We start from the raw sequence: 24,005 nt of genomic DNA on the forward strand, positions 1-24,005 counted from the left end.
CTCAGCGCCTCCTGGTGCCGAACACGGACGAGAACCGCGTTGCGCCGTGCGATGGTGCGGCCGGTCGCGGCGGAGGAGGTGGCGGTGCGGGCGGGGGCGGCTCGCGCGGCGGCTCCCGCGTCGCATTCACCGGGGCGCGATCATAGGTCGTGCGCTGCTGCGCAGGCGCGGCCGGCCGGCTGCGCGAATCCGTCGGGGTCGGCGGTATCGCGGCGCGGCTGCCTCCGCCGTCCTTGCGTGAGGAGGCGCGCCTGAACTCGTCGCGGATCGGCCATTTGGCCTTTTCGGCGGCGACCTGAACGCACTCGATCAGCGCGGTGTTTTTGGCCTCGCGGCGATGCGCCTTCATGTCACCATCGCGATAGGCGTTGAGGATGCGGAACTCCATCGGGTCCATGCCGACGAGGTTTGCTAGCTTGTCCATCTGGCATTCGATGGCAAAGTCCATCGCGGTCACGCCGAAGCCGCGCATCGCGGTCGCGGGCGTGCGGTTGGTGAAGACGCAATAGACGTCGCCATAGACGTTCGGGATCGTGTACGGGCCCGGCAGATGCGCGGCGCATTTCACCGCAGCGTAGCTGGAGAGACGAGTATACGCGCCGCTGTCGAAATAGGCGCGGATCTTGCGCGCCACGATGCGACCGTCGCGCATGACGCCGTCCTTGATGTAGATGCGCTCGGCTCCGCGCGGCGGGCCATACTGCATCTCCTCCTCGCGCCCGAACACGTAACGGACGGGACGCCCGGTCAGCATGGCGCCGAGGATGGCAAGCGGCTCGGTCAGCGTATCCACCTTGCCGCCAAAGCCGCCGCCGACGGTGCCGCCGATGAAATGGAAGGTATTGGACGGCACGTCCAGGATCTTGGCGCAGGTGTCGACCGAGAAGAACAGCGCCTGGGTCGAGGTGTACACGATGTAGCGGCCATTGGTATCGGGCGCGGCAATCGCGCCGTTGGTCTCGGTCGGCGCGTGTTCGATCGGCGACATCTGGTAGCGCTGTTCCAGCACGTGGTCGGCGCTGGCGAGCGCGGCGTCGGCATCGCCGAACCGCAAGCGCTGGTGATCGTAGACGTCGTGATAGATGAAGGCGTTCTTCGGATAGGTCTCGTTGACCACGGGGGTGCCGGGCTTGAGCGCGTCCTCGACGTCGAACACGGTCGGCAGCGGCTCGTAATCGACCTTGACCTTTGCAATGGCCTCGAACGCCTCGCGCTCGCTGTCTGCGACGATGGCGAGGATCGGCTCGCCCTTGTAGCGGACCTTGTCGACGGCGAGCGACGGCTCGTCGTCCTTGCCGAAATTGATCAGGCTGAGCAGCGTGTTGAGATTGACCGGCACGTCCGCGCCGCGAATGATCCGGCGCACCCCGGCGGAGCGTTCGGCGTCGGTGGTGTCGATGCGGCGCAGCCTTGCATGGGCCTGGGTCGAGCGCAGCACCTTCAGGTGTAGCATCCCCTGCAGCTTGTGGTCGTTGAAATAGCTCGACGTGCCCGTGATGTGGCCGAGCATGTCCTGGCGCTGCGTGCCCTTGCCGATCTCCTTGAGATTGTCGTCGCGCTCGTCGGCGAAGATGTCCTTGCGTAATTCCAGCATGGTGTGACCTCAAGCGCTGGCCCGGCCGCCCGCGGCGCCGAGGATGGCATTGATGATCGGCTCGTAGCCGGTGCAGCGGCAGATGTTGCCGGAGATTGCCTCAATCACGTCGGCTCGGCTCGGGGAGGGATTGCGGTCAAGCAGCGCCTTTGCGGCCATCAGCATGCCCGGCGTGCAATAGCCGCACTGGGCGGCGAAATTGTCGGCGAAGGCGCGCTGCAGCGGATGCAGGTTCGGGCCTTGCTTCATGCCGTCGAGTGTTTCGATCGAGCGGCCGGCAATCGTCTCGGCGAGCGTCAAGCAGGAGAGGTGGGTCTCTCCGTCGATCAGCACGCTGCAGGTGCCGCAGCCACCCTGGCCGCAACCGAATTTCGGCGTCATGTCGCCGATCAATTCGCGTAGCGCGACCAGCAGATTGGTGCCGCCATCGACGAAGATCGCGACGTCGCGGCCGTTGTGACGAAATTGCAGAGGCGTCTTGGACATGGCGGTCCCTGTCTATTCCTGGCCGGAGAGCAGACGGCGCAGATGTACGCCGACAATCTCGCGGCGGTACCAGGCGCTGCCGAGCGCGTTGTCGGATGGCGATGTTCCCTCAGACGCTGCCGATGCGGCCGCCGCAATGGTCGCGGCATCCAGCGAGCGGCCTTCGAGCGCACGTTCCGCCCCCTTGGCGCGGATCTGGGTTGGCGCCATCGAACCGAGCGCAATGCGTGCGCCGGCAATGCGCCCGCCGCTGACCGGCAGATGTGCGGCCAGCGTGATGACAGAGCCGCCCTTCGGCTTGATGCGGGCGATTTTGCGATAACGAAACGCTTCGGCGCTCGCCGGCCGGGTGCAGGAGACCGAGAGCACCAGCGCGCCGGACTGCCGCTCGCGCGATTGCAGGAACTCCTCGATGGCGATGTCGCGGGCGCCGAAGCTGCCTTGCACCGCGATCGTGGCGTCGAGCGCCAGCAGCGCCACGGTGAAATCGCCGTAAGGGTTCGGCGCGAAGAGATTGCCGCCGACCGTGCCCATGTTGCGCACGGCAGGTCCTCCGATCGAACGGGCGGGCGCGTGCAGGAAGGCAAGGTCGCGTTCGGCGAGGACGCGCGCGAAGCTGACGCCGGCGCCGAGCGTGACGCGCGGGCCGGACGCATCGATCCGGGTCAGCGCCTGGTCGCGGGCGCGGACGATGGTCGATACCGACACGTCGCCCTCGTTGAGCGCCCGCATCACCAGCGTGCCGCCGCCGAGATAGCGCGCACTGCGGTCCGAGGAGAGTGCCCCGGCCGCTTCGCCGGCACTGGCAAAGGTTTTCACGGTCACAGCCATGGCTAGGCGGCCTCCCTCAGATGGCGGCGGATCGCCTCGAATCCCGCCTGGTAGATGTCTTCAGCGACCATGTGCGTGATGTGGTCCCTGTCCTCGGGTTTCGTCGTGAAGCGCGACTCCCAATGCCAGAAGGTGCGGTCACCATCGGTCACCGGCAGCAGGCGGACATGAGCGACGTAGTTGAACATCGGCACGGGCGTATCGAGCAGGCAGTAACTGAAGGTCTGTTCGAGGTCGGACAGCGCCAGCAATTGCTCGCGCAGCTCGGAGCCGTCCTTGAGCTTGAAGCGCCTGACGCAGCCGATCTTGTCGGCGGATTGCGCGCGCTCGATCGAAGAGGTCGCAACCGCCGGATGCCAGCGGTCGTGGCCGTTGAAATCGCGCAGCACGTTCCACACGGCCTCAGTCGATGCGTCTAAGATCGTGCTTTTGACGATATGCGGCACGGCTAGCCTCCGAACACGCGCTTCAGGGCATCGAAGCCGCCCTGGAAGACGCCGCCGCCGATACTGCTGACGAGCTCGTTTTCCCGCTCGGGCGCGCAGTCGAATTCGGCGGTCCATTCCATGAAGGTCTGGTCGCCGTCGGTGACGGGCGTCAGCCGCAGCGTCGCGACGTAGTTCTCGACACCCATCGGCGATTCCAGGATCGAGTAGGTGCAGAACATGTCGTAGTCGGAGAGGCCGAGGAGCTTCTCGCGGATGCGGTCGCCGTTGCGCAGGCGGAAATCCCTGACGCATCCGATCTTGTCGGAGGGCTCGCCGCCCTCGATGCGGCTTTCGGCGATGGCGGGATGCCAGTTCGGCAGGCCGTTGAAATCGCGTACCCGCGCCCAGACGCGGTCGTTGCGGGCGTTGACGACGGTGGAGACGTAGACGCGGGCCATGGTTCAGCCTCAACCCTTCTTCCGCGGCCCGCGCTCGGCCGGCGGCTCGCCGCCCTCAGTCGCAGGCGGGGCGGCCGCCGGCTTGTCGCCGCCACCGCTCTTGCGCGCGGAATCCTTGATGCCCTGCATGTCTCGAGCCTCGCGGATCAGGCCTGGCATTTTTGACAGGCTTCCGCCCTCGACGCCGATGTCGGACAGGATGGAGTCGATCAGCGGCGCCTGAACGCGGTAGCGCAGCGCCGAGTCGATCACCTCGTCGGTGGCGCTGCGCCCACCATTGCCGTTCCCGTGCCCATTGCCGTTGAGACCGTCGACCTGGAGGATACGGATGCCCTCGATCTTCTCCATCGGCTTGACGCTCTCGCGCACGATGCCCTCGATGCGGTCGAGCAGTTTTCTGCGGAACAGCGAGTAGCGCGCCTGGTCGGTCAGCACGTTCTCGGCCTCGTTGAGCATCCGCTGCGCCTCGGCCTCGACCGCCGCACGGACGCGCTCGGCTTCCGCTGCAATGCGGGTCTCCTCGGCCTGTTTCTCGGCGAGCAACACTTCGACGGTCTTGCGGCGCTTGGCGATTTCGCTTTCACGCGCGGTGACGACGCGCTCGGCCGCTTCAGTCGCTCGTATCCGCGCTTCCTCTGCGGCGGCGCGGGCTGCCGATTCCTCCAGGGACTTCTGATGGATGGCGATGGCCTTCTCCATCAGCACCGTCTCGACGTCCTTCTCGCGATTGACTTCGAGCTTGCGCAGCTCGCGCTCGCGGCCGATGCGGGCTTCGTCGAGGCCGCGGTCCGAGGCGATGCGCGCGCGCTCGACCTCCTCGCGGGAGGCGATCTCGGCTTCCTGCAGCGACTGTACGCGGGCGACTTCGAGCTGCTCGATGGCGCGGCGGCGTTCGATGCGTGCGGCTTCCAGGGCCTGCTCGCGCGAGACGTCGGTGGTCTCGACCTCCTTGCGGGCGACGATCTCGGCCTGCCGGACCTGGCGGTCGGCATCGATCCGCTCGGATTTCTTGGTCGACAGTGCGATGACGCGATCCTCGTCGGCGATCTCGATCGCCTTCTTCTGCTCGATGTTGAGCACCTCGCGCTTTTTGGAGGAATTGATGCGCTCGGCCTCCAGCGCCAGATCCACGGTGATGCGCTGGCGCTCGATCGCGTCGCGCCGTTTCAATTCGGCCGCTTCCAGCACGCCGGTCCGCTCGATTTCGAGCGAACGCGTGTCGCGTTCGGCCTGGATGCGCTCGGCTGCCACCGCCTTCTCCTGGGCGATGCGGGCCGCCTCGATCGCCTCGCGCGAAGCGATATCGGCTTCCTCGACGGCGCGGTTGCGGGCGATCTCCAGTGAGCGCACGCGTTCCTCCTGCGCGATCCGCGTCGCCTCCGTGGTCTCGCGCGCGGCGATGCCGGCGACGTCGAGCGCCTGGTTGCGCTCGATCTCCAGCTGCCGCGTATTCTGCTCGGCGGCGATGCGCTCGGCGGCGAGTGTCCGCTCCCGGGCGATGCGCGCGGCTTCCACCGCACGCTGCGCCTCGATCTCGGCCTCCTGAATGGTTCGCACCTGCTGGATCTCCAGCGCGCGGGTGCGCTCGTCCGAAGAAATGCGCTCGACATTGACAATCAGCGTCTGGGCAATGCGGGCTTTTTCGGTGGCTTCGCGGGCGGCGATTTCGGCCTCGTCCACCGCGCGCGTGCGTTCGATCTCGCGGCGCCGCGTCTCTTCTTCATTGGCGATGCGGGCGTCGGTGACGACGCGGTCCTGCTGGATCCGCGCTTTCTCGATCGCCTCGCGCGCGGCGATCTCGGCTTCCTCGACCGTGCGCATCCGCTCGATCTCGCGCTGGCGGACCTCGCGTTCGGAGGCGATGCGGGTGGTGTCGATCGAACGCTGGTTGGCGATCCGCGTCTTCTCGATCTCCTCGCGCGCCAGCAGCTCCTTCTCCTCGATGGTGCGGGTCCGCTCGATCTCCTTCTGGCGGGTCTCACGCTCGGAGGCGATGCGCGCCTCCGCGATCGCCTGGTCGTTGGCGATGCGTGCCCGTTCGATGGCCTCGCGCGCCGAGATCTGCGCCTGCTCGGCTTCGGTCTCGCGCAGCGCCCGTTCGCGGGCGACTTCCGTGCGCTGGAGCGCACGGCGCATCTCGATGTCGCGTTCCTGCTCCAGGCGCGCTGTCTCGCTCTCGCGCTCAATCTCCAGCGCCTGCCGCTCGGCTTCGAGATTGCGGGTGCGGATCTTGATCATCGAGTCCTGCTCGATGTCGTTGCGCAGCTTCCGTTTCGCCTCGATATCCTCCATCAGCCGGGTCAGACCTTCGGCATCGAACCGGTTCGAGGGGTTGAAGAATTCGAGGTCGGTCTGGTCGAGATCGGTGATCGCGACCGATTCCAGCTCCAGGCCGTTCTGGGCCAGAGCCTCGGCCGCATTGGTCTTGACTCGCGCGACATAATCGCCGCGCCGCTCGTGCATCTCCTCCAGGGTCATCTCGGAGGCGACCGAGCGGATCGCGGAGATGAACTTGCCGGCCAGCAGTGCATGGAGCTGCCCGGGTTCCATAGTGCGGCGGCCGAGCGTCGCCGCGGCGATCGAGACGGCCTCGCGGGTCGGCTGCACCCGGACATAGAAGTCGGCCTCGATGTCGACACGCATGCGGTCGCGGGTGATCACGGCGTCCTGTCTGGAGCGGATGATGCCCATCGGCAGCACGTTCATGTTGACAGGCGTGTAATCGTGGATGAAGGGCAGCACGAAGGCGCCGCCATTGATCACCACGCGCTCACCGAGGAAGCCGGTGCGGACGAACGAGGTCTCCTTGGAGGAGCGGTGGTAGAGCCAGTTGACGATGTAGACGCCGACCACGATCACGACGACCGCGACGATCAGCCAGAGGATCAATTCACCGACCAGATTCCCCGACATCTTTCCCTCCCTCGTACCTTCGGCGTTACCGCGCGCCGATCGCCTTGAATTGACGCACCTGTTCCGTCAGCGCCCGCTCCACGGGCAGCCGCTCCATCGAGGACGCCCCGTAGAAGCCATGGCAATGGCGGGTGTTCTTCATGATGAAATCGGCATCAGTGGGATCCGCGATCGGCCCGCCATGCGCCAGCACCAGGATCTCCGGATTGACGCTGAGCGCAGCGGAAGCCCAGGTGTCGATCTGCAGGGGACAGTCCTTGAGCTTCGGCGCTGTCTGCGCGCCGATGCTGCCGCCGGTTGTCAGCCCCATGTGACACACGATGATGTCGGCGCCGGCGATCGCCATCGCCGCGGCCTCTTTCTCGCTGAAGACGTAGGGCGTGGTCAGCATGTCCTTGTCGTGCGCCTTGGCGATCATGTCGATCTCCAGCGCATAGGACATGCCGGTCTCTTCGAGATTGGCGCGGAACGTGCCGTCGATCAGCCCGACGGTCGGAAAGTTCTGGACGCCGGCAAATCCGAGCGCCTTGAGCTGATCGAGGAACACGTCCATGTCGCGGAAAGGATCGGTGCCGTTGACCCCGGCGAGCACGGGCGTCTTGGTGACGACGGGCAGCACTTCGTTCGCCATTTCCAGCACGATGGCATTGGCATCACCGTACGCCATCAGACCTGCGAGCGAGCCGCGGCCGGCCATGCGATAGCGGCCGGAATTGTAGATCACGATCAGATCAACGCCGCCGGCCTCCTCGCATTTTGCCGATAGGCCAGTGCCGGCGCCGCCGCCGACGATCGGCTCGCCGCGACGCGCCATGTCGCGAAACCTCTTAAGCAGCGCTGCGCGTTCAAACCTCGCCATCGGTCACCTCGCTAGTCTCCGCCGCACACCCGTGCGGCCGAACAGGGTCCGGAACGCGCTGACGATTGCGGCGGCAAAGTCGGGATCGTTGATGTTCTTGGGCACGCGAATGAGCTGGCGGTTGCCGGTCTGCCGTACCGTGCGCTCCAGCGTGCGGAACAGCGCCGCGTCGGCGTCGGGGTCCCAGAACGGCTGGCCCCGCGTATCGAGCGCGGAAACCCCGCCCTCGGGCAGGAGGAAGCGCACCGGGCCATCCATCTGGTTGAGCCGCTCGCCGATCCAGCGGCCCATGCGCTCGTTCTCCTCCACCGTCGTCCGCATCAACGTCACCTGCGGATTGTGCACGTGGAATTTGCGGCCGCGGTAGCGTTCGGGAATGGTCTCCGGTGCGCCGAAATTGACCATATCGAGCGCGCCGACCGAGCCGACATAGGGCAGGCGGCTGCGGATGATCGCACCAAACCGGTCCTCCGTCGCCGGAAACACGCCGCCCATCAGCAGGTCGCAGATCTCGGTCGTGGTCAGGTCGATCACGCCGGCGAGCTGGCCGGACTCGACGAGCTTCTCCATGGAACGGCCGCCGACGCCGGTGGCGTGGAACACCAGGCACTCGAAATCGTCGCGCAGCTCGGCAGCGATCTTCTGCACGGCCGGCGTGGTGACGCCGAACATGGTGATGCCGACCGAAGGCAGCCCATCAGCCTGGCGCGCCGTTGCGCCGCGCGTATCGATCCGCGCCTTGACCATGCCGGCGATCGCATGGGCGCCGTTGGCCAGCACCGCGCGCGAGATCGAGTTCAGCCCCTGCACGTCGGTGACCGAATACATCATCGTGATATCGGCCGGCCCGACATAGGGCCCGACATCGCCGGAGGCGACGGAGGAGATGATCAGCTTGGGCACGCCGACGGGAAGGCTGCGCATGCCCGGGGCGACCAGCGAGGCCGCGCCGGAGCCGCCGGCGGAGATCACGCCCGCGATATTGCCCTGGCGCCGCAGCCAGTTAGCAAACGCATCGGCCATCGCGGTCACCGCGGCCCCGCGATCCGGGCCGAACACGGCGGAGCCGCCGCGGCCATGGTTCAGGGCGATCTCCTGCGCGGAGACATCGCAGGATGAATGTCTGCCGCTGGTCGAAACATCGACCAGCCGCGTGCGCAGCCCGCTTTCCGCGATGATGTCGCGGATGAAGCGCAGCTCCTGGCCCTTGGTGTCGAGCGTGCCGACGACCAGCACGACAGGCGGCCCGGAGGCCTGCGCCGCCGCCGGCTCGCGCTTGCGCCGCGCCGTCTCGTCGAGACGCGCGACCTGGGTCGAGAGCGTGCGCGCAGCGGCCTCGATGCGGGCGATCGGCACCGGCTGCGACCATCTTGTCGGGAGCGTCGGGTTGGAGATGTAGATGCGGATCGGGCCGTCGCGGCGAGGCACTGGCGCCGGTTTGGCTTCGCCCCCCGGCGCGGCGACGTCGATCTCAGGCTCCAGCTCGGCGTGAAGCCCGACGCCGAGCAGGCGCTGCTGGAGCTGGCGGTCGGCGGCGAGGCGCGCGGAGTCGATGATGCGGTTGATGCGGCCGTTGACCATGATCGCGACGTTGCGCGAGATCGCGGTGGCGACGCCGATATTCTGCTCGATGACGAGCACGGACATGTCGCCATCCTCCCCCAAGCGCAGCAGCATCTCCTCGACCTGCGCCACGATGACCGGCGCGAGGCCTTCGGTCGGCTCGTCCATGATCAGGAGCTGCGGATTGGTGAGCAGCGCGCGCGAGATCGCCAGCATCTGCTGCTCGCCGCCGGAGAGCTGGCCGCCACCATGATCTCTGCGCTCGGCCAGACGCGGAAACGTCTCGTAAATGCGCTCGACGGTCCAGGCGCCCGGCCGCAGCCCGCCGGCGAGCCGCAGATGCTCGTCGACGCTGAGCGAACGCCAGAGGCGGCGTCCCTGCGGCACATAGCCGACACCAAGCCGGGCGATCTGGGCCGGCGGCCGCCGCGTGATGTCCTCGCCGCGGACGCGGATCGAGCCGCCGCTCACGGCCACCAGCCCCATGATCGCCTTGCAGAGCGTGGTCTTGCCCATGCCGTTGCGGCCGACCACCGAGAAGACGCCGCTCTCCAGTGTGAGATCGACCCCTTGCAGCGCATGCGAATGGCCATAATAGACGTCGAGGCCGCGAACCTCGAGCGCTGCGCTGGTGCGGCGGGCCTCATTCATGGCCGCCCCCGAGATAGAGCTCCTGCACCTCGGGATCGGACTCGATGTCCTGCGGCAGGCCTTCCTTGAAGACGCGGCCGTTGTGCATCATCGTGACGCTCTCGACGACGCGCAAGGCGACGTCCATGTCGTGCTCGATGATGATGTAGCCGATATGGGCCGGAAGCGAGGTCAGGATCTCGATCAGCTCGGCGCGTTCGGTCGGCGACAGGCCCGCGGCCGGCTCGTCGAACAGGACGAAGCGGGGCGCGCCGGCGAGCGCGAGCGCGATCTCGAGCTGGCGCTGCTGGCCATGCGCGAGTTCGGCCACGCGCTGGTCCTTCACGGCGGAAAGATGCACGGCCTGCACGAGATTGTCCGCCGCATGCATCAGGGCATCGTTCTGCCCCGGGCGCAGGAACGAGAAGCGTCCGCGCGAAACGCCGCGGCAGGCGAGATAGACGTTGTCCTGCACGGTCAGGCCGGGGAACAGCGCCGAGATCTGGTAGGTCCGGCGCAGCCCGCGCCGGATGCGTTCATAGGGCGGAAAGTGCGTGACGTCCTCGCCGAAGAAGCGGATGGTTCCGGAAGACGGCGGGAAGTCGCCGGTAATGCAGTTGAACAGCGTGGTCTTGCCGGCGCCGTTGGAGCCGAGCACGGCGCGCCGCTCGCCGGGACGCACGGTGATGGTGACGTCGGTGAGCGCGGCGAGCGCGCCGAACAAGCGCGTCACGCCGCGCAGCTCCAGCGCGGCGCCGGCACCGACGGCGGAGAGGCGCTGGGCGACGCTATCCATGGCCGCGCCCTCCGCGCGAATGATCGGGGCCGCGGCGCTGACGCTGGCGCCAGCGCTGCCACAGACCGATGACGCCGTCCGAGGACCAGAACACGATGGCGAGGAAGCCGAGCCCGATCAGCAGGCGGAAGCGGTTGCCGTCGAGCCCGAGCCTGACCAGGAAATCAAGAGCGAAGGTGCGCAGCAGCACGAAGATCAGCGCGCCGATGTAGGGGCCGATCGGACGTGTGATGCCGCCGACGACGGCGATGATCAGCACGTCGATGCAGGCGCCGACGCTGACCGAGCCCGGCGAGATCTGGCGGTAGTTCCAGACCTGGAGCACGCCGGCCAGCGCCGCCACGAAGGAGGCGAACGCATAGGCGGCGATACGGTGTGCATTGACGTTGAAACCGAGCGCGGCCATGCGCCTGGGATTGTCGCGCACGCCTTGAAGCGCGAGCCCGAAGGGTGCGCGCGAGACATATTCGACCGCGAAATAGCAGAGCGCGGCGACTGCGAGCACGACGTAGTAGAAGGGAACGTCGGCGCGCCAGTTAACGCCCCAGAAATGCGGCGTGGCCACGGTGTTGATGCCGGTATGGCCGTTGAAGATCGCCCAGTTCTGGTTGGTGAAGTAGTAGAACGCCGCACCAATCGCGAGCGTGATCATGATGGTGTAGATGCCCTCGGTGCGCACCGCAAGGGCGCCGCCGAGCGTGCCGAACGCGGTCGCCAGCGCCAACGCCATCGGGACCGCGAGCCACCACGGCCAGCCCAGGCTGATATTGGCGTTGCCGCTGACCCCGAACACGGCGACCATGTAGGCGGAGAAACCGGCGATGGTGAGCTGCATCAGGCTGACCATGCCGCCATAGCCGGCGAGGAACATCAGGCTCAGCGCCATGGTGCCGAGGATCAGGGTGGAGGCGAAGATCTCGATCAGGAAGAAGCCGCTCGCGATCAGCGGCATGATCAGGAGGATGACCGCGACGATCCACGCCGCGGGATGGTTGATCTCCGGCCAAATCCGCGCCGCGCGCTGCGCCATCGTGGCAGGGCGTACGGCAATGCGGGCGTCGTGGGCGAGCGACATCTCAGCGCCTCGCCAAGAGGCCTTGCGGCCGGATCGCCAGCACCAGCACCATGATCAGGAAGGTCACGACGATGGCGTAGGTCGGGATGTAAACCGAGCCCAGCTGTTCGGCGAGGCCGATGATCAGCGCCCCGAGCGCCGCGCCGGGGATCGACCCCATGCCACCCACGATCACGACGACGAGCGAGGCCAGCAGGAATCGGATGTCTTCGCCCGGCGATAACGACTGGAAGGTGCCGCCGACGACACCGGCGATACCCGCAAGGCCCGCGCCGAAGGCGAACACCAGCACGAAGACGAGCTGGATGCGCACCCCGGTCGCAGCCAGGATATCGCGGTCATCGACGCCGGCGCGGACGATCATGCCGATCCGCGTGCGGTTGAGCGCGAGCCACATCGCGATGCCGATGACCACGGACGCGGCAAAGATCACGAGCCTCACCAGGGGATATCTGAGATAGACCGGCTCGCCCGAGGATTTGATCGCCGTGACCAGCGGCAGTTCGATGGGGCCGATCAGCCAGTTCGGTGTCTGGATCTGATAGAAGTTGCCGCCGCAGGCCCATAGCATGAGGTCGGCGAATACGATCGAAAGGCCGATCGTCACCATGGTCTGCCGAAGATCCTGTCCCTCCATCCGGCGAAACACGATGACCTGAAGCAGGACGCCGACCAGCGCGGTCAGAATGAAGGCGACGATGAAGCTGAGGATCCAGGAGCCGGTCGCAGCGCTGATGGCGTAACCGACATAGCCGCCGAACAGATAGAGCGAGCCGTGCGCGAGATTGACGTTGCGCATCAGACCGAAGATCAGCGTGAAGCCGCTGGCGACGAGGAAGTAGAGGCCTCCGAGCGTGATGCCGTTGAAGACGGCGTTGAGGAAGACGCGCTTGCGGCCGATCGCCTCTTCGAGCCCGGGCGGCCAGACCGCGAAGACCAGCCAGAGCAAGATCGCAACGGCAATGATCGCAATTAGTGCCCAGGCTGGATGGCGTTCGACGAAGCGGCTCATGCGTGCTGCCCGCTCTTGCAGGCGGCCCGCCCGAGGCTTGTTGAATGCAGGTCAGGCAGCCTTGCCGCGGCCACTAGCCTCGCCATGAACGTACGCTCCCGTCGGTCGCGATCATCTCGGGATCGCGTTGCCCACATCCTAGCCGGGCTGCGAGAGCGACGTTTGATCGTGAGTATCTTTTCGCGTGGCGGCTAGGTGCGCAAAACCTTGGCTGCGCGACGATAATCGGTCGGCGCCATGCCGACATTGGCGGCGAAGAAACGGGTGAAGCCGCTTTGCGAGGAGAAGCCGAGATCGAAGCCGATATCGGCGATCGGCGCCTCGCTCGCCACCAATGCCTCGAGCGCCTGTTCCATGATGAGCGTGTTCAGATAGAGGTTCGGCGTGACGCCGGTCTGGACGCGGAACAGCCGGTAGAAATGTGGGCGGGACAGGCCGGATTCCCGCGCGATGGCGTCGAGCTCGATCTCCGCGCCGGGGCTCTCCGACATCATCTTGATGCATTTGCGTACGCGAAAATCGGTGACCGAGCCGTTTGCGCGCGGATCGCGCGTGATCTCGGCCTGCTGCCAGCTTTCGTCGTAGCAGATGTCGATCAGCCGCCTCAGCTCGGAATCCAGACTGGAGAGTGACGGTGCGCCGCAAACGAGCGCGGCGGTCCGCCTGATGTGCTTGTCGAGGGCAGGCGTGCGCCTGAATTGGGTGCGGCCGAAACGCAACCGGTCGGAGCCGGAGGCGTCGGGCGCAAACCATTCGGCGTTGACGTAGAGCACGAAGAAGATCGCGCCGCCGTCGACATCGGCCGGCAGGAAATTGTGGGGCTCCCATGGATTCACGGCGACCACGGAGGATTCGGTCAGGTCGTAATGCCCGCTGGAGACATCGATGCATGCGGGCATGCCGCCAACATGGAAGATCAGATGACCTTCACGATGGGCGTGGATATTGAAAGGGCGGTTCAACTGATAAACCGTCGCCCGGCCGAAGCGGCCGTGGAAGACGGCGAGCGCACGGCTCATGCCTTCCCCTCCCAAATGTTCTTGTCTTTTCCGCCAGCGTTCATCAATGCTGGCGATATTGCAAGAGCGGAGAGCGACCGCGTCAGCAAGTCGCTCCCCGGTTGCGTCGCCGATGTGATGCGTCAGTACTTCTTACATTCCGGGACGGTGCGGCTCGGCAGTCCGATCTTGGCGAACACGGCCGGATCGTAGCCGAGCGTCTGGTTCACGTTCGGAATCACCTTCACGACCTTGCTGAACAGCGCGCCCTTGCCGTCGTCGACGACCTCGGTGACGAAGTTGGTGCCGATCGCCTGGCGGTTGGAGTCGAGCTTGATCTTGCCGTTCGGCGCATCGAGCTCGATCTTCGCCAGTGCTTCCTTGAACTTCGCCTGGTTGTTGGAGAGGTCGCCATTGACCTGGCGCAGTGCGAGGATCAGTGCCATGGTTGAATCATAGTAATTGGTCGCGAGCAGCGACGGGCTCGGGAAGCGCTTGTTGGGCGGGAAGGCGTCCTGATAGGCCTTCACGAATTTCTGCCAGCCCGGATCCTCCCAAGTGTCGGCCTGGCCGCTCGCCGCGATGGTGCCGACCAAGGCATTCTTGGCGTTGCCCTTCGACGACAGGATGGTCTGGTCGATCATGATGGAACCGCCCATCAGATGCGCCTTGCCGCCGGCCTGCTGGTACTGGTTGAGGAAGTTGACGGCGTCGGCGCCGCCAAGCCCGAGATAGATGGCGTCGACATCGTCAGGCAGGGCGGCGATGACGGAGGCGAAATCCTTCGTTCCCAGCGGCACCCATTGCCGGTTCGTGACCTGCCCGCCGGCGCCGCAGAACTCGAGCACGAGCCCGAACACCTGGGTGTAAATGAAGGAGTAATCCTCGCCGACGGTTGCGATCTTGCGATACTTCTTTTCCTCATAGGCATATTTGCCGAGGCCCACCTGCCACTGCGCGCCGTCCATGTTGTAGCGGAAGAAGTTCGGCGCAGGATCGACATAGGTGGTTTCCTGCGCGCCCGAGGCCGCGTTGATGAAGGTCAGCCCGGGGTGGGTTTTTGCGAAGTTCTTCACCGCGATGCCCTCGTCGCCGGAGAGCGGCGACAGCAGGATCTGCACCTTGTCCTGCTCGATCAGCTTGCGTACGGCGCGCACGGCTGAGTCGGGCGTCGCGTCGGTCGAGGCGACGATGAATTCGAGTTCCTTGTCGCCGACCTTCTTGCCGAGCACGTTGAGGGCGGTCTGATGGCCGCGCATGCCGTCCTCGCCGAGCACCGTGTAGGTACCTTCGAGCGTTGCGGTCACGCCCACCTTGATCTTTTCCTGAGCGATCGCGGCGGTTGAAAGAAATAGGCTGCTCAGCGCGAGCAGCCCCACACTGCATTTGGACATTGTGCTCCTCCCTGTGTCGTCGATTGTCGCCGCGCCGGATCGGCGCTCCGCCCGCAGCTCGAAGGGCTCGCGGATTTGACGGGGAGGCTAACCGAAGTTGCATGCCGTGCATGCGTGGACGGCTCGCCTGGCTTGACGGGCAGTCTCATTTTGGATGTTGCGACGCAAATGGTTCCGCGGTGCAGCAGGCTGTGGTTGGACTGGCTCTCAACAGGCTTCAATGCACCGGCGACAAGCACCGGGACGTTGTTTGCGCGCCCCGCGGCTTGACAATGTCGCCCTGGAGCGAAATAGTTTAAGCTTAAAACAATTTGGCTTGGCCAGTCGGCGTGTTCGATCACCCGCACGCCAGGACCTTGCCGGCCATCCGGCAGACCCGATCTTGTGGAGCGACAGATGAGCTCACCGGCAAAGGCAATCTCCCGCGACTGGCTGGACTGGCCGTTCTTCGAGCCGCGTCATCGCGCCGTCTGCGAGGCGCTCGACTGTTTCGTCACGCAGGGCGGACTTGATGGGATCGACCACAGCGACGTCGACGGTGCTTGTCGCAAGCTCGTGCGCGCGCTCGGCTCGGCCGGACTGCTGGATTGCGCAGTTGCCGCACCCGATGGTGATGCGGCCAGCATCGATTCCCGCTCGATCTGCCTGTCGCGCGAAACGCTCGCCTATGCCGATGGTCTTGCCGATTTCGCCTTCGCGATGCAAGGGCTCGGGTCCGGCGCCATCGCGCTTGCGGGCACGGCGGAGCTGCGAAATGCCGTGCTGCCCAAAGTCCGCGCCGGCGAATGGCTGGCCGCATTCGCGCTTTCGGAGCGGGACGCGGGCTCGGATGTGGCGGCGATGACGTGCATGGCGCGCGAAGATGGCGGCAGCTATGTTCTGGACGGCGAGAAGACCTGGATATCGAACGGCGGAATCGCCGACGTCTACACGCTGTTCGCGCGAACCGGCGAGGCGCCGGGCGCGCGCGGCATCTCGGCCTTCGCAGTGTTCCCGGATGATCCCGGCTTCAGCGTGGCCGAGCGCATCGACATCGTCGCGCCGCACCCGCTCGCAACCCTGCGCCTGGACAACTGCCGCATTCCGATCGGCCGTCGCCTCGGAGCCGCAGGCGGCGGTTTCAAGATCGCAATGCAGACCCTCGACATCTTCCGGGCCTCGGTCGCCGCAGCGGCGCTGGGTTTTGCCAGACGAGCGCTGGAGGAGGCACGACTGCACGCGCAGGCACGGCGCATGTTCGGGACGACATTGTCCGATCTGCAACTGACCCAGGCCGCGCTCGGCGATATGGCGACTGAAACGGATGCCGCGGCGCTGCTGACCTACCGCGCCGCATGGCGCCGCGACGTCCAGAAGCTTCCCACAACGCGTGAGGCGGCGATGGCAAAGCTGGCCGCCACGGAAACCGCCCAGCGCGTCGTTGATCGCGCGGTGCAGATGTTCGGCGGACGCGGCGTGCGCAAGGGCGAGATTGTCGAGAGCCTGTATCGCGAGGTCCGCGCGCTTCGCATCTACGAAGGGGCGACGGAGGTTCAGAAGCTGATCGTCGCGCGCGAGCTTCTCAAGCCGCGCTGACCCGGGCTGATGCTGAGCTCTGCAAAGCGGCCTCGTCAAACAGAGCCTGAGCCCGTACCGCCGGGGCTGACTGGAAGCCGCCTGCGCCTTGCAGGTTGCCGTGCTCCATGCATCCTGGAAAGCGTAGCGCCATGATCGCGCTTGCGCACGGCCCGCGCACCGGGCGACTTCTCCCGATTCAACAGCCGGCGGAGGGTCGAGGGGTCGGCATAGCCGACCTTCTCCGCGATGTCGTCGAGGCCGAGACGTGTGGTCTCCAGAAGCTCCATCGCCTTGTCGACGCGCAGCTTCTGGAGAAATCTCACCGGCGAAAGCCCGGTGGCGCGCTCGCACCGGCGCGCAAAAGTGCGCACACCCAGGCCCGCGGCCTTTGCGAGTTCCGAGATCGTGAAAGCCCGGTGCAGTCGCGCCCGCGCCCAGCGTTCCGCGCGTGACACGCGATCGTCCGCGGCGGTGAGGAAGGATAGCGCCATGTAACGGGATTGCGATTGCCGCCGCTCGAGCAGGAGGAACCGGGCGCAGCTGTCCGCCAAATCCGGTCCGGCATGGCGGGCAATGATCGAGAGCATCAGGTCGAGCTGAGCCATCGCCGCGCCGGCCGTCGCCATGCGGCGATCGGTCAACACCATCGCGTCCGTGTCGAGCGTCACTCTGGGAAACAGCTGTCGAAACAGCGGCCCGAGCCACCACGTCGTGGTCGCGCGACGGCCGTCCAGCAGCCCGGCGCTCGCAACCAGGAAGACCGCCGAGCAGGAGCTGGCGATCTCAGCTCCGGATTGGAAGGCTGCCCGGAGCGCCTTCCTCGCCGTGTCGGCATCCCGCCGCTGCAATCCATCGCGAACGAGGTGTTCATCCATCCAGGCCAGCCCGGGGACGATCACCACGTCCGCCGGTCTGTTGGCGCTTCCTTTCGATGGCAGCCTTGCAAGCTGCGTTGCCCACCTTGCCCCGGAGCCGGAAACTCTCACGTCGAAGCAGGGCGGCCGTCCGGCCCTTGCACGAATGCGGTTGGCCACATCGATCAGTTCGAAAGTGATGGCGACACTGGCCGCAGAGGCGCCTTCCAGGACCAGAACGTCAATGAGCGGCATGGCAAAATCGACCCGATTAATGTCATTTATGACACTTGTCGAAATCAAATGCCCCGGAAATACCGTTCACGCAACCTTTTCCGGAGGACGACATGAGCGATGCGCTGCTGAAGCCTGATGATCTCTCTGATTTCAATCGGCGGGTCGTCTCGCTGGAGGGCGCGACGAAGCCGGTCTACGTCGCGGGCGAGGGACCCGCGGTCATCGTCATGACGGAAATGCCGGGCATCAGCCCGCATGTTGCGCGCTTCGCCCGCTGGGTTCGCGCCGCCGGCTTCCGCGTCTACATGCCGTCCTTGTTCGGAACGGACGGCGATGTTCCCGATGCGGAAACTGCGGCCGGCGTTCTCAAGCGTGCCTGCGTCAGCGCTGAATTTCGCGCGCTTGGCGGCGGCGCATCGAGCCCAATATCGAACTGGTTGCGTGCGCTCGCCAGGCTCGCCCATGGCGAGAGCGGCGGGCCGGGCGTTGGCGCCATCGGCATGTGCTTCACCGGCAATTTTGCGCTGAACATGATGCTGGATCAGGCGGTACTGGCTCCAGTGGTGTCCCAGCCGTCCCTTCCGCTCGACAATCCCGGCGGCATCGAGAGCTCTGCCGACGAACTTTCGCAAATCCGCTCACGGCTCGAACGAGAAGACCTCTCCGTCCTTGCCTATCGGTTTGCAGGTGATTCATTCTGCCGCGCCGAACGGTTTGCCGCCTATCAGGCCGCGCTGGGCGATCGCTTCATCGGTCGCGTCCTGCCTGACACGGCCGCGAATACCGGACCCAGACCGCCGTTCTTTGCGCAGTTCGTCAAAACGCCCCACAGCGTCGTCACGGTCGATCTCGTCGACGAGGCCGGTCAGCCCACGCTCGCAGCCCGGGACGAGATCATCGCATTCTTCCGGAAGCGTCTGAAGTCGGAATCGGCCTGATGCTCCGCAGCTGCTCGGCGCCGAAAAATCTGCATTCGTCCTGACGCATATCAGATGCGGTCTCGGCCTGTTTCGCTCCGATGTCAATGCGCTGCCACAGAAATATTCCACTTTACCGAAATTCGGATTCGTCGTATGTGATGCGCATCCCGGCTCACCCTTGAGGGGCGGTCATGTTGTCGTATGATCGCAGAGCCGGGCTTGCGGTGGACGCAGCAGCGTCGTGCGCGAGAGCCAAGGGCAGGGCGGATTGCTCTCCGTGAACCCTTCGCATCGCGCGGACGAGCGGCGCTGTCAGGTTCGTCGCGTCATATTCCGGTGGCAAGGTGCACAACGCCGTCGGACCCTGTGGCGCCAACGAACCGTGCGTACGGCAAAACCGTGTGGTCCTGGCCGTCGTTGCTACGGTCAAGCTCTTGCGGAGGCGGCATCTGCGTCAACCGGCGCGGGGCCGGTGAATTCCGTGAGGGCGAGGGAGGCCAGAAGGAACTCGGCTCCCGGGAGAGCACGGCATAAGCCGTCCGACCATCGCGCAGGGAAGGCCGTGTGTTGGGCTTCACCTGTATGCTGCTGTGCGGTTCTTCCTGCGTGTGCTCTATGCGCAGCGGACCGCGGGTGCCGCCGGCACCCGGCCTTCCCTGCACCCTCTTGGCTATGAGGGTGGAGCGATCAAGCAAAGCTCGGGCGAAATGCGCCGCGAGAATGCGAAGCCGTGTCTGTCGCGCGTCTTGTCCCGTCCCGGGAGAGGCGTGGAAGATGGCGCCGACCAACGGGATCTCACGCCATCAAGGTCTGGTCGCCTTAGAGACGTACCCCGGTCGTCGCAAACGCGTGAGCGACGGGCTCCTGGACCCGATTCAAGAGCACCATTCCCGCAGCCGCGATCACCAGCGACGCGACGCAGCCAAGAAGAAACGCTTTCATCCGCAGCCTCCCGCACCAAACATCAAGCTGTTTATACGATATGGCTGGCCGCGCGCCAACGCGTTGATTGATCAGGGCGCCAGCGGTTCTACGGGCTCTTGAAGATGGGGTCGGCGGAGAACGCAGTGCCCATCAGGCCAAGAGACTGAAGCGCGGCATGATTCAGGTCGATCACCAGGATCGCCAAAAGGAGCGCAAGCACGACGGCAACGACAATCAGGAAGGGCGAGGCGCGCCGGGGCTCGGAATCCTCCGAGCTGTCGAGCGCGCGCAAAGCGCGCAGTCGCGCCAGCATCTGCAGAAATGGCCGCGCTCGCCCCTGCACGCCGTCATCCTTGACCACCAGACTAGCCCAAGCGTAGTGCCCCGACCCCCGCCGTTCAAGCCGGATGCAAGGTCAGTCTGTCGCGGCGCACCTGTCGGAACGTAGAACGGGGGCAACTCGTTTGGTACGTGCATCGGAGGATCTGACGTGAAACTGCTAATGACGATTTTGTGCTTTGCAGCACTTGGCCTTTTCGAGAGCGCCGCCGCCCAGACCGCGCAACCCAACTCGTCTGCCGCGCAGACACCTCCGGAGGAGAAGGGCCAACCCCAGCCGCAAGGCTGGACGGGACCCATCAACACCGGTTCAGGCGGTGCGCCCGCCGAAAGCCCTCAGGGGCAGAGTCCGCCGGGAATGCAGCCCGCGCCTGAGGGATCATCCAAGGTCACGACGGCACCGGCGAAATAGATCGGATATTCATCTCCGCCGGTTGTTCTGGCAATCTCGAGGGGGTGAACGTGACCAGGGCCGGTGAGGGGCGATGAGGTTACCTTTCTGCGCAGTTGGCGCCGCAGCCCTGTGGGCCATCGTCGCAGCATCAGCCGTGCGCGCCGACATGGTGGGACATGGCGGCCCCATACGGGCGCTTGCCGTTTCCCCCGGTGGGAACGGCCTCTTGTCCGGCAGCTTCGATACGGCCGCCATTCGCTGGTCTCTGGAGACGGATACCGCGGAGCAAGTGCTGCGGTACCATGCCGATGCCGTCAACGCGGTCGTCTTCCTGAAGGATGGCCGCATGGTGACGGCCGGTGTCGACGCACGGATTGCGGTGTGGACCGCGGGCCGGCAGCAGCCGGAGCGTTTGCTCGAGGGACACCTCGCTCCCATCGTCGCGCTCGCAGTCTCTCCCGACGGCGCCTTTCTCGCATCGGCTTCATGGGATCGGACAGTGCGGCTGTGGTCGCTGTCGGACGGTGCCTCGCGCGTGCTGGAAGGGCATACGCAGAACGTCAACGGCGTCGCGTTCCCGCCGGACGGCAAGTCGCTGGTCAGCGTCGGCTATGATCTGACGTTGCGCATCTGGCGCCTGCCGGACGGCCAGCCCGAGATCGTGACCTTGCCGGCGCCGCTCAACGCCGTGAGCGTGGCGCCGGATGGTGAAATCGTCGTGGGCGCTGTCGATGGCATGCTGCGCATGCTGACCGCAGACGGCAAGGTCAGCGGCGAGGTTGCCGCTGGCCCGACACCGGTGGTGGCCGTGACGATCTCGGCAGACGGCGCGTTGATCGCGGCGGCCGGCATCGGCGGCACGGTGGCCATCATCGACCGCAAGTCCCGCAGCTTGCTCCGCACGTTGATCGGCCCGGGGCTGCCGGTCTGGTCGGTCGCTTTCCTTTCAGATCGCGAGACGCTGATCACGGGCGGTGCGGACGGCAAGATCCGTCGCTGGAATGCGCGAACGGGCGATCCGATCAGCTCTGTTCTATCCGGAAAGTCGGCTGATCCGCTGGCGGTCTATGCCGGCGACCACGGTGCAGAGGTGTTTCGCGCGTGCGTTGCCTGTCACACGCTGTCGGACAAGGAGGTTCAGCGCGCGGGCCCGACGCTTGCGGGACTGTATGGCCGCAAGATCGCATCGCTCCCGGGCTATCGCTTTTCCGAGGCGCTGAAGACCATGGACATCGTCTGGACGCCCGAGACCGTCGCAAAATTGTTCGAAGTCGGACCGAACAGCTACACGCCCGGCACCAAGATGCCGGAGCAACGCATCGGTTCAGCCGAGGACCGCCGCGCATTGACCGACTTCCTCGGCCGCGCGACGTCGCGATAGCTGCCTCTCAGATCGAGTCCCAATTGTCCATCGGAAGATCTCTCATCTCCGGATGCTGCTTGAGGATCTGAATGACGTCGATGGTGGGATGCTCCTTCAGCGCGTCCGCAACGCAGCGGTTGACGTATTTCCGGCGCGACAGCCACGCGATCTTCTGGCCCTTGGCTTCGGCCTTGCAGGCGACGATCGCCTGCTTCACGGCGACCTTCTGCGCCTTGGTGAGGGGAGGCGCGGCGGCTTCGGCCGATCCGCCGGCGACAGCAAACGCGATCATGCACGTCGACAGAGCTGCGATGAAACGAGACATGGTGATGCTTCCTTGGTTCCCGACCCTGCGAAATTATCCGTTATTGTCCTTGACCTCGCGCTGGCGCAGATAGTCGTCCGTGGTGCGCGGCGGCGTTCGTTCGGGAACGCCTTTGAACGGATCGAATTGCTGCTCGCTCATGACGATGACGCGGCAGTCCGCACACATCCTGAGTGCCGCGACCCGTTTGTCGCCGGCCGGATACATCCAGTGCCGACCTTCGAGCTTGGCTGCGATGCGGTCGATCGTGCTCTTGACGCCGAAGGCCGTACCGCAGCGGACGCAGAGCGCGGGCTCCTCTTCCTTGATGACCACGGCGGACGCGCGGGCCGCGCGGAAATCGATCTGCGGCTTGAGGCTGATGACTTTCTCCGGACAAGTGCTCTGGCACAAGCCACATTGCACGCAGGCATCCTCGATGAATTTCAGCACGGGGCGGTCGGGATCGTCACGCAGCGCGCCGGTCGGGCAGACCGAGACGCAGGCGAGGCACAGCGTGCAGCCGTCCGTGTCGACCGTGATCGCGCCGATCGGCGCTCCCGGCGGCAGGGCGATCACGTCGACCTGCTGTGGCGCCAGGCGGTGCAGCTCGCTCAGTCCAAATCGCAAAAGGTCGCGCCGTGTGCCGACGGTCCTGAAGGTCGCCGGCGTTGCGACGGCGGCAAGCGTGCCGATCTCCGTCAGATGCGCGCTGAGCGCATCGGGATCGTCGGTTTCGATAGTGGCGAGACGGCGGCCCGCAAATCCGAGACCGCCAAGGATCGCGTCAGCCATGCCGATCGTCTGCAACAATCCCGTGACATCGTGGCGCGGCTTTGCCCGCAGCAGGAACCGCACCGCCGAGACGCCATAGGCGAAGGCGCCGATGATCGCCTCCAGTCCGACTTGCGTGAGCTCGTTGACGGCAAAGGGAAGCACGTTCGCGGGCAGGCCGTCGCCATGTCGCGCCAGGGCGTCGATCAACGGCGTGCCGTGCGGGCTGTCATGAAAAAGCAGCACCGCATCTGCGCCGCCGGCCGCGTGGTAGGCGAGCAGCATGGCGCGAATTCGATGCAGCTGCGTATCGGCCGGCGGCAGCGTATAGGACGCCGCGCCGGTCGGGCAGGCGGCAGCGCATTGGCCGCAGCCCGCACAGATGTTCGGATCGATTGCGATATGATCGCCGGCAGGCGTGATCGCCCCGTTCGGGCAGAGGTCGAGGCAGCGATGGCATCCCGTGCGCTTCGAGCGCGAATGAGCGCAGAGACTCGGCGTCACGTCGACATATTTCGGCTTGTCGAAGCTGCCGACGAGGTCACGCGCGGTCAGCACGGCGCGCAGCACCGCCGCCGGATCGTTCGGATCGGCGCGCAGATAGCCGTCGCGCAGCTCGTGGGCGGGAAAGAGCGGCATTCCCCCGGAAAGATCGAGCACGATGTCGCAGCGGGAGTTGACCCCGTTTCGTGGCGCGCCCAGCACGAAGCGATCGCGCGAGGAGGGGCGGGGACGCGCATAATCGTCAATCGCAAGCTCGAAGGCGCCAAAATGTCCCTTGGCGGAGCGGATCGTGCCCTTGACGATCGGGAAGACCGTTGCAGCGGGCGGAATCGTCTCGCCGAGCTGCTTCAGCATCACCGTGACGTCGAGGTGATCGGCAAGCAGGCGGCCGGCCTCGATCGCGGCCTCATCGCGCCCGTAGATCAGGACCACGCCCTCGCTCGACAAGGTGACGAGCGGATAGTCCGGCGCCGGGATGGAGGCGGATGCGAGCAGGGCAGCCATTTTGGGACCAGCCCGGGGGCCGTCGCTCGACCATCCCGCGGTTTCGCGGATGTTGACGAAGCTGATCGGATCAGGCCGTTCGCCGGCCTCCTCCGAGAACTGCGTCGCCTGTTGCGTGCAGGCGACCGTCAGCGCGGCGTCTGTCGCAGCGAATTTGCGGAAGTGATCGAGCTCGGTACCGCAGAGATGGCGGAAACCTCTGATCTCGCTGTTGGAACATCCGCGCTTGATCGCGGCCATGTCGAGACGCATCGTGTCTTCGCACGAGCAGATCAAGACGGTCTTCGATGGCTG

21 protein-coding genes are annotated in these 24,005 nt (G+C 65.8%); 4 read left to right on the forward strand and 17 right to left on the reverse strand.

Annotation, left to right across the window (positions count from 1 at the left end; all coding sequences use genetic code 11):
• Position 1: 1 nt before the first annotated feature.
• The 13 genes from LPJ38_RS19485 to LPJ38_RS19545 all read right to left on the reverse strand — a co-directional run bounded on the left by LPJ38_RS19485 (position 2) and on the right by LPJ38_RS19545 (position 15,037).
• Positions 2–1,594 (reverse strand): xanthine dehydrogenase family protein molybdopterin-binding subunit, encoded by a 1,593-nt coding sequence (locus tag LPJ38_RS19485; RefSeq protein WP_145627048.1) that lies wholly within the window; start codon positions 1,592–1,594, stop codon positions 2–4.
• Between the two features lie 9 nt (positions 1,595–1,603).
• The gene (locus LPJ38_RS19490; protein WP_145627046.1) at positions 1,604–2,080 is read right to left on the reverse strand and encodes a (2Fe-2S)-binding protein; all 477 of its coding nucleotides are present in this window, start codon (positions 2,078–2,080) and stop codon (positions 1,604–1,606) included.
• 12 nt (positions 2,081–2,092) lie between these two features.
• Positions 2,093–2,911 (reverse strand): FAD binding domain-containing protein, encoded by an 819-nt coding sequence (locus LPJ38_RS19495; RefSeq protein WP_145627042.1) that lies wholly within the window; start codon positions 2,909–2,911, stop codon positions 2,093–2,095.
• A gap of 2 nt (positions 2,912–2,913) precedes the next feature.
• On the reverse strand, positions 2,914–3,357 hold the full coding sequence (locus LPJ38_RS19500) for an SRPBCC family protein (protein ID WP_145627039.1): 444 nt from the start codon (positions 3,355–3,357) through the stop codon (positions 2,914–2,916).
• A 2-nt stretch (positions 3,358–3,359) separates the two neighbouring features.
• On the reverse strand, positions 3,360–3,797 hold the full coding sequence (locus LPJ38_RS19505; protein ID WP_145627036.1) for an SRPBCC family protein: 438 nt from the start codon (positions 3,795–3,797) through the stop codon (positions 3,360–3,362).
• A 9-nt stretch (positions 3,798–3,806) separates the two neighbouring features.
• Positions 3,807–6,710: a flotillin family protein gene (locus LPJ38_RS19510; RefSeq protein ID WP_145627033.1), complete on the reverse strand. Its 2,904-nt coding sequence runs from the start codon at positions 6,708–6,710 to the stop codon at positions 3,807–3,809.
• Between the two features lie 25 nt (positions 6,711–6,735).
• Positions 6,736–7,569, reverse strand: coding sequence for a phosphoenolpyruvate hydrolase family protein (locus LPJ38_RS19515; RefSeq protein WP_145627029.1), 834 nt, complete (start codon positions 7,567–7,569; stop codon positions 6,736–6,738).
• A gap of 3 nt (positions 7,570–7,572) precedes the next feature.
• On the reverse strand, positions 7,573–9,783 hold the full coding sequence (locus LPJ38_RS19520) for an ABC transporter permease (RefSeq protein ID WP_145627025.1): 2,211 nt from the start codon (positions 9,781–9,783) through the stop codon (positions 7,573–7,575).
• Entirely contained in the window at positions 9,776–10,558 is a 783-nt protein-coding gene (locus LPJ38_RS19525; RefSeq protein ID WP_145627023.1) for an ABC transporter ATP-binding protein, read from the reverse strand. The genes LPJ38_RS19520 and LPJ38_RS19525 overlap by 8 nt, the downstream gene beginning before the upstream one ends.
• On the reverse strand, positions 10,551–11,633 hold the full coding sequence (locus LPJ38_RS19530; RefSeq protein WP_145627021.1) for a branched-chain amino acid ABC transporter permease: 1,083 nt from the start codon (positions 11,631–11,633) through the stop codon (positions 10,551–10,553). Before LPJ38_RS19530 ends, LPJ38_RS19525 begins: the two co-directional genes overlap by 8 nt.
• 1 nt (position 11,634) lies before the next feature.
• Positions 11,635–12,645 (reverse strand): branched-chain amino acid ABC transporter permease, encoded by a 1,011-nt coding sequence (locus LPJ38_RS19535; RefSeq protein ID WP_145627017.1) that lies wholly within the window; start codon positions 12,643–12,645, stop codon positions 11,635–11,637.
• 191 nt (positions 12,646–12,836) lie between these two features.
• Positions 12,837–13,664, reverse strand: coding sequence for an AraC family transcriptional regulator (locus LPJ38_RS19540; protein WP_145627014.1), 828 nt, complete (start codon positions 13,662–13,664; stop codon positions 12,837–12,839).
• A gap of 122 nt (positions 13,665–13,786) precedes the next feature.
• Positions 13,787–15,037: an ABC transporter substrate-binding protein gene (locus LPJ38_RS19545; protein WP_145627012.1), complete on the reverse strand. Its 1,251-nt coding sequence runs from the start codon at positions 15,035–15,037 to the stop codon at positions 13,787–13,789.
• A gap of 396 nt (positions 15,038–15,433) precedes the next feature.
• Between LPJ38_RS19545 and LPJ38_RS19550 the strand changes: the two genes are divergently transcribed.
• Positions 15,434–16,612 (forward strand): acyl-CoA dehydrogenase family protein, encoded by a 1,179-nt coding sequence (locus tag LPJ38_RS19550; protein ID WP_145627009.1) that lies wholly within the window; start codon positions 15,434–15,436, stop codon positions 16,610–16,612.
• Positions 16,613–16,647: 35 nt separating this feature from the next.
• Here LPJ38_RS19550 and LPJ38_RS19555 read toward each other — a convergent pair whose 3' ends face one another.
• Positions 16,648–17,703 (reverse strand): GlxA family transcriptional regulator, encoded by a 1,056-nt coding sequence (locus tag LPJ38_RS19555; protein ID WP_145627006.1) that lies wholly within the window; start codon positions 17,701–17,703, stop codon positions 16,648–16,650.
• A 92-nt stretch (positions 17,704–17,795) separates the two neighbouring features.
• Between LPJ38_RS19555 and LPJ38_RS19560 the strand changes: the two genes are divergently transcribed.
• Both LPJ38_RS19560 and LPJ38_RS19565 read left to right on the forward strand, forming a co-directional pair.
• Entirely contained in the window at positions 17,796–18,623 is an 828-nt protein-coding gene (locus LPJ38_RS19560; RefSeq protein ID WP_145627003.1) for a dienelactone hydrolase family protein, read from the forward strand.
• 756 nt (positions 18,624–19,379) lie between these two features.
• A complete protein-coding gene (locus LPJ38_RS19565; protein WP_167520675.1) occupies positions 19,380–19,649 on the forward strand; it encodes a hypothetical protein in 270 nt (89 codons plus the stop codon).
• Here the strand turns inward: LPJ38_RS19565 and LPJ38_RS19570 are convergent.
• The gene (locus tag LPJ38_RS19570; protein ID WP_231088335.1) at positions 19,636–19,890 is read right to left on the reverse strand and encodes a hypothetical protein; all 255 of its coding nucleotides are present in this window, start codon (positions 19,888–19,890) and stop codon (positions 19,636–19,638) included. The two genes, LPJ38_RS19565 and LPJ38_RS19570, sit on opposite strands and share 14 nt — an antisense overlap.
• Before the next feature lie 463 nt (positions 19,891–20,353).
• Here LPJ38_RS19570 and LPJ38_RS19575 point away from each other — a divergent pair, with 463 nt between their 5' ends.
• Positions 20,354–21,643, forward strand: coding sequence for a c-type cytochrome (locus LPJ38_RS19575; protein WP_145639925.1), 1,290 nt, complete (start codon positions 20,354–20,356; stop codon positions 21,641–21,643).
• A 7-nt stretch (positions 21,644–21,650) separates the two neighbouring features.
• Here the strand turns inward: LPJ38_RS19575 and LPJ38_RS19580 are convergent, their stop codons facing one another.
• Complete coding sequence (locus tag LPJ38_RS19580; protein WP_231088337.1) at positions 21,651–21,950, reverse strand: hypothetical protein; 300 nt, start codon at positions 21,948–21,950, stop codon at positions 21,651–21,653.
• 33 nt (positions 21,951–21,983) lie between these two features.
• Positions 21,984–23,963, reverse strand: a complete 1,980-nt coding sequence (locus tag LPJ38_RS19585) for a 4Fe-4S binding protein (RefSeq protein ID WP_145639923.1) — start codon at positions 23,961–23,963, stop codon at positions 21,984–21,986.
• Between the last annotated feature and the right edge of the window lie 42 nt (positions 23,964–24,005).

Origin of the sequence: Bradyrhizobium daqingense (genome assembly GCF_021044685.1) — a bacterium.
Classification (GTDB): Bacteria; Pseudomonadota; Alphaproteobacteria; order Rhizobiales; family Xanthobacteraceae; genus Bradyrhizobium; species Bradyrhizobium daqingense.

Coding starts and splice junctions, on each gene's coding strand:
- LPJ38_RS19485 (WP_145627048.1), bottom strand. CDS start 1,594: ATGCTGGAATTACGCAAGGACATCTTCGCCGACGAGCGCGACGACAAT.
- LPJ38_RS19490 (WP_145627046.1), bottom strand. CDS start 2,080: ATGTCCAAGACGCCTCTGCAATTTCGTCACAACGGCCGCGACGTCGCG.
- LPJ38_RS19495 (WP_145627042.1), bottom strand. CDS start 2,911: ATGGCTGTGACCGTGAAAACCTTTGCCAGTGCCGGCGAAGCGGCCGGG.
- LPJ38_RS19505 (WP_145627036.1), bottom strand. CDS start 3,797: ATGGCCCGCGTCTACGTCTCCACCGTCGTCAACGCCCGCAACGACCGC.
- LPJ38_RS19510 (WP_145627033.1), bottom strand. CDS start 6,710: ATGTCGGGGAATCTGGTCGGTGAATTGATCCTCTGGCTGATCGTCGCG.
- LPJ38_RS19515 (WP_145627029.1), bottom strand. CDS start 7,569: ATGGCGAGGTTTGAACGCGCAGCGCTGCTTAAGAGGTTTCGCGACATG.
- LPJ38_RS19520 (WP_145627025.1), bottom strand. CDS start 9,783: ATGAATGAGGCCCGCCGCACCAGCGCAGCGCTCGAGGTTCGCGGCCTC.
- LPJ38_RS19525 (WP_145627023.1), bottom strand. CDS start 10,558: ATGGATAGCGTCGCCCAGCGCCTCTCCGCCGTCGGTGCCGGCGCCGCG.
- LPJ38_RS19530 (WP_145627021.1), bottom strand. CDS start 11,633: ATGTCGCTCGCCCACGACGCCCGCATTGCCGTACGCCCTGCCACGATG.
- LPJ38_RS19535 (WP_145627017.1), bottom strand. CDS start 12,645: ATGAGCCGCTTCGTCGAACGCCATCCAGCCTGGGCACTAATTGCGATC.
- LPJ38_RS19540 (WP_145627014.1), bottom strand. CDS start 13,664: ATGAGCCGTGCGCTCGCCGTCTTCCACGGCCGCTTCGGCCGGGCGACG.
- LPJ38_RS19545 (WP_145627012.1), bottom strand. CDS start 15,037: ATGTCCAAATGCAGTGTGGGGCTGCTCGCGCTGAGCAGCCTATTTCTT.
- LPJ38_RS19550 (WP_145627009.1), top strand. CDS start 15,434: ATGAGCTCACCGGCAAAGGCAATCTCCCGCGACTGGCTGGACTGGCCG.
- LPJ38_RS19555 (WP_145627006.1), bottom strand. CDS start 17,703: ATGCCGCTCATTGACGTTCTGGTCCTGGAAGGCGCCTCTGCGGCCAGT.
- LPJ38_RS19560 (WP_145627003.1), top strand. CDS start 17,796: ATGAGCGATGCGCTGCTGAAGCCTGATGATCTCTCTGATTTCAATCGG.
- LPJ38_RS19565 (WP_167520675.1), top strand. CDS start 19,380: ATGGCGCCGACCAACGGGATCTCACGCCATCAAGGTCTGGTCGCCTTA.
- LPJ38_RS19575 (WP_145639925.1), top strand. CDS start 20,354: ATGAGGTTACCTTTCTGCGCAGTTGGCGCCGCAGCCCTGTGGGCCATC.
- LPJ38_RS19580 (WP_231088337.1), bottom strand. CDS start 21,950: ATGTCTCGTTTCATCGCAGCTCTGTCGACGTGCATGATCGCGTTTGCT.
- LPJ38_RS19585 (WP_145639923.1), bottom strand. CDS start 23,963: ATGCGTCTCGACATGGCCGCGATCAAGCGCGGATGTTCCAACAGCGAG.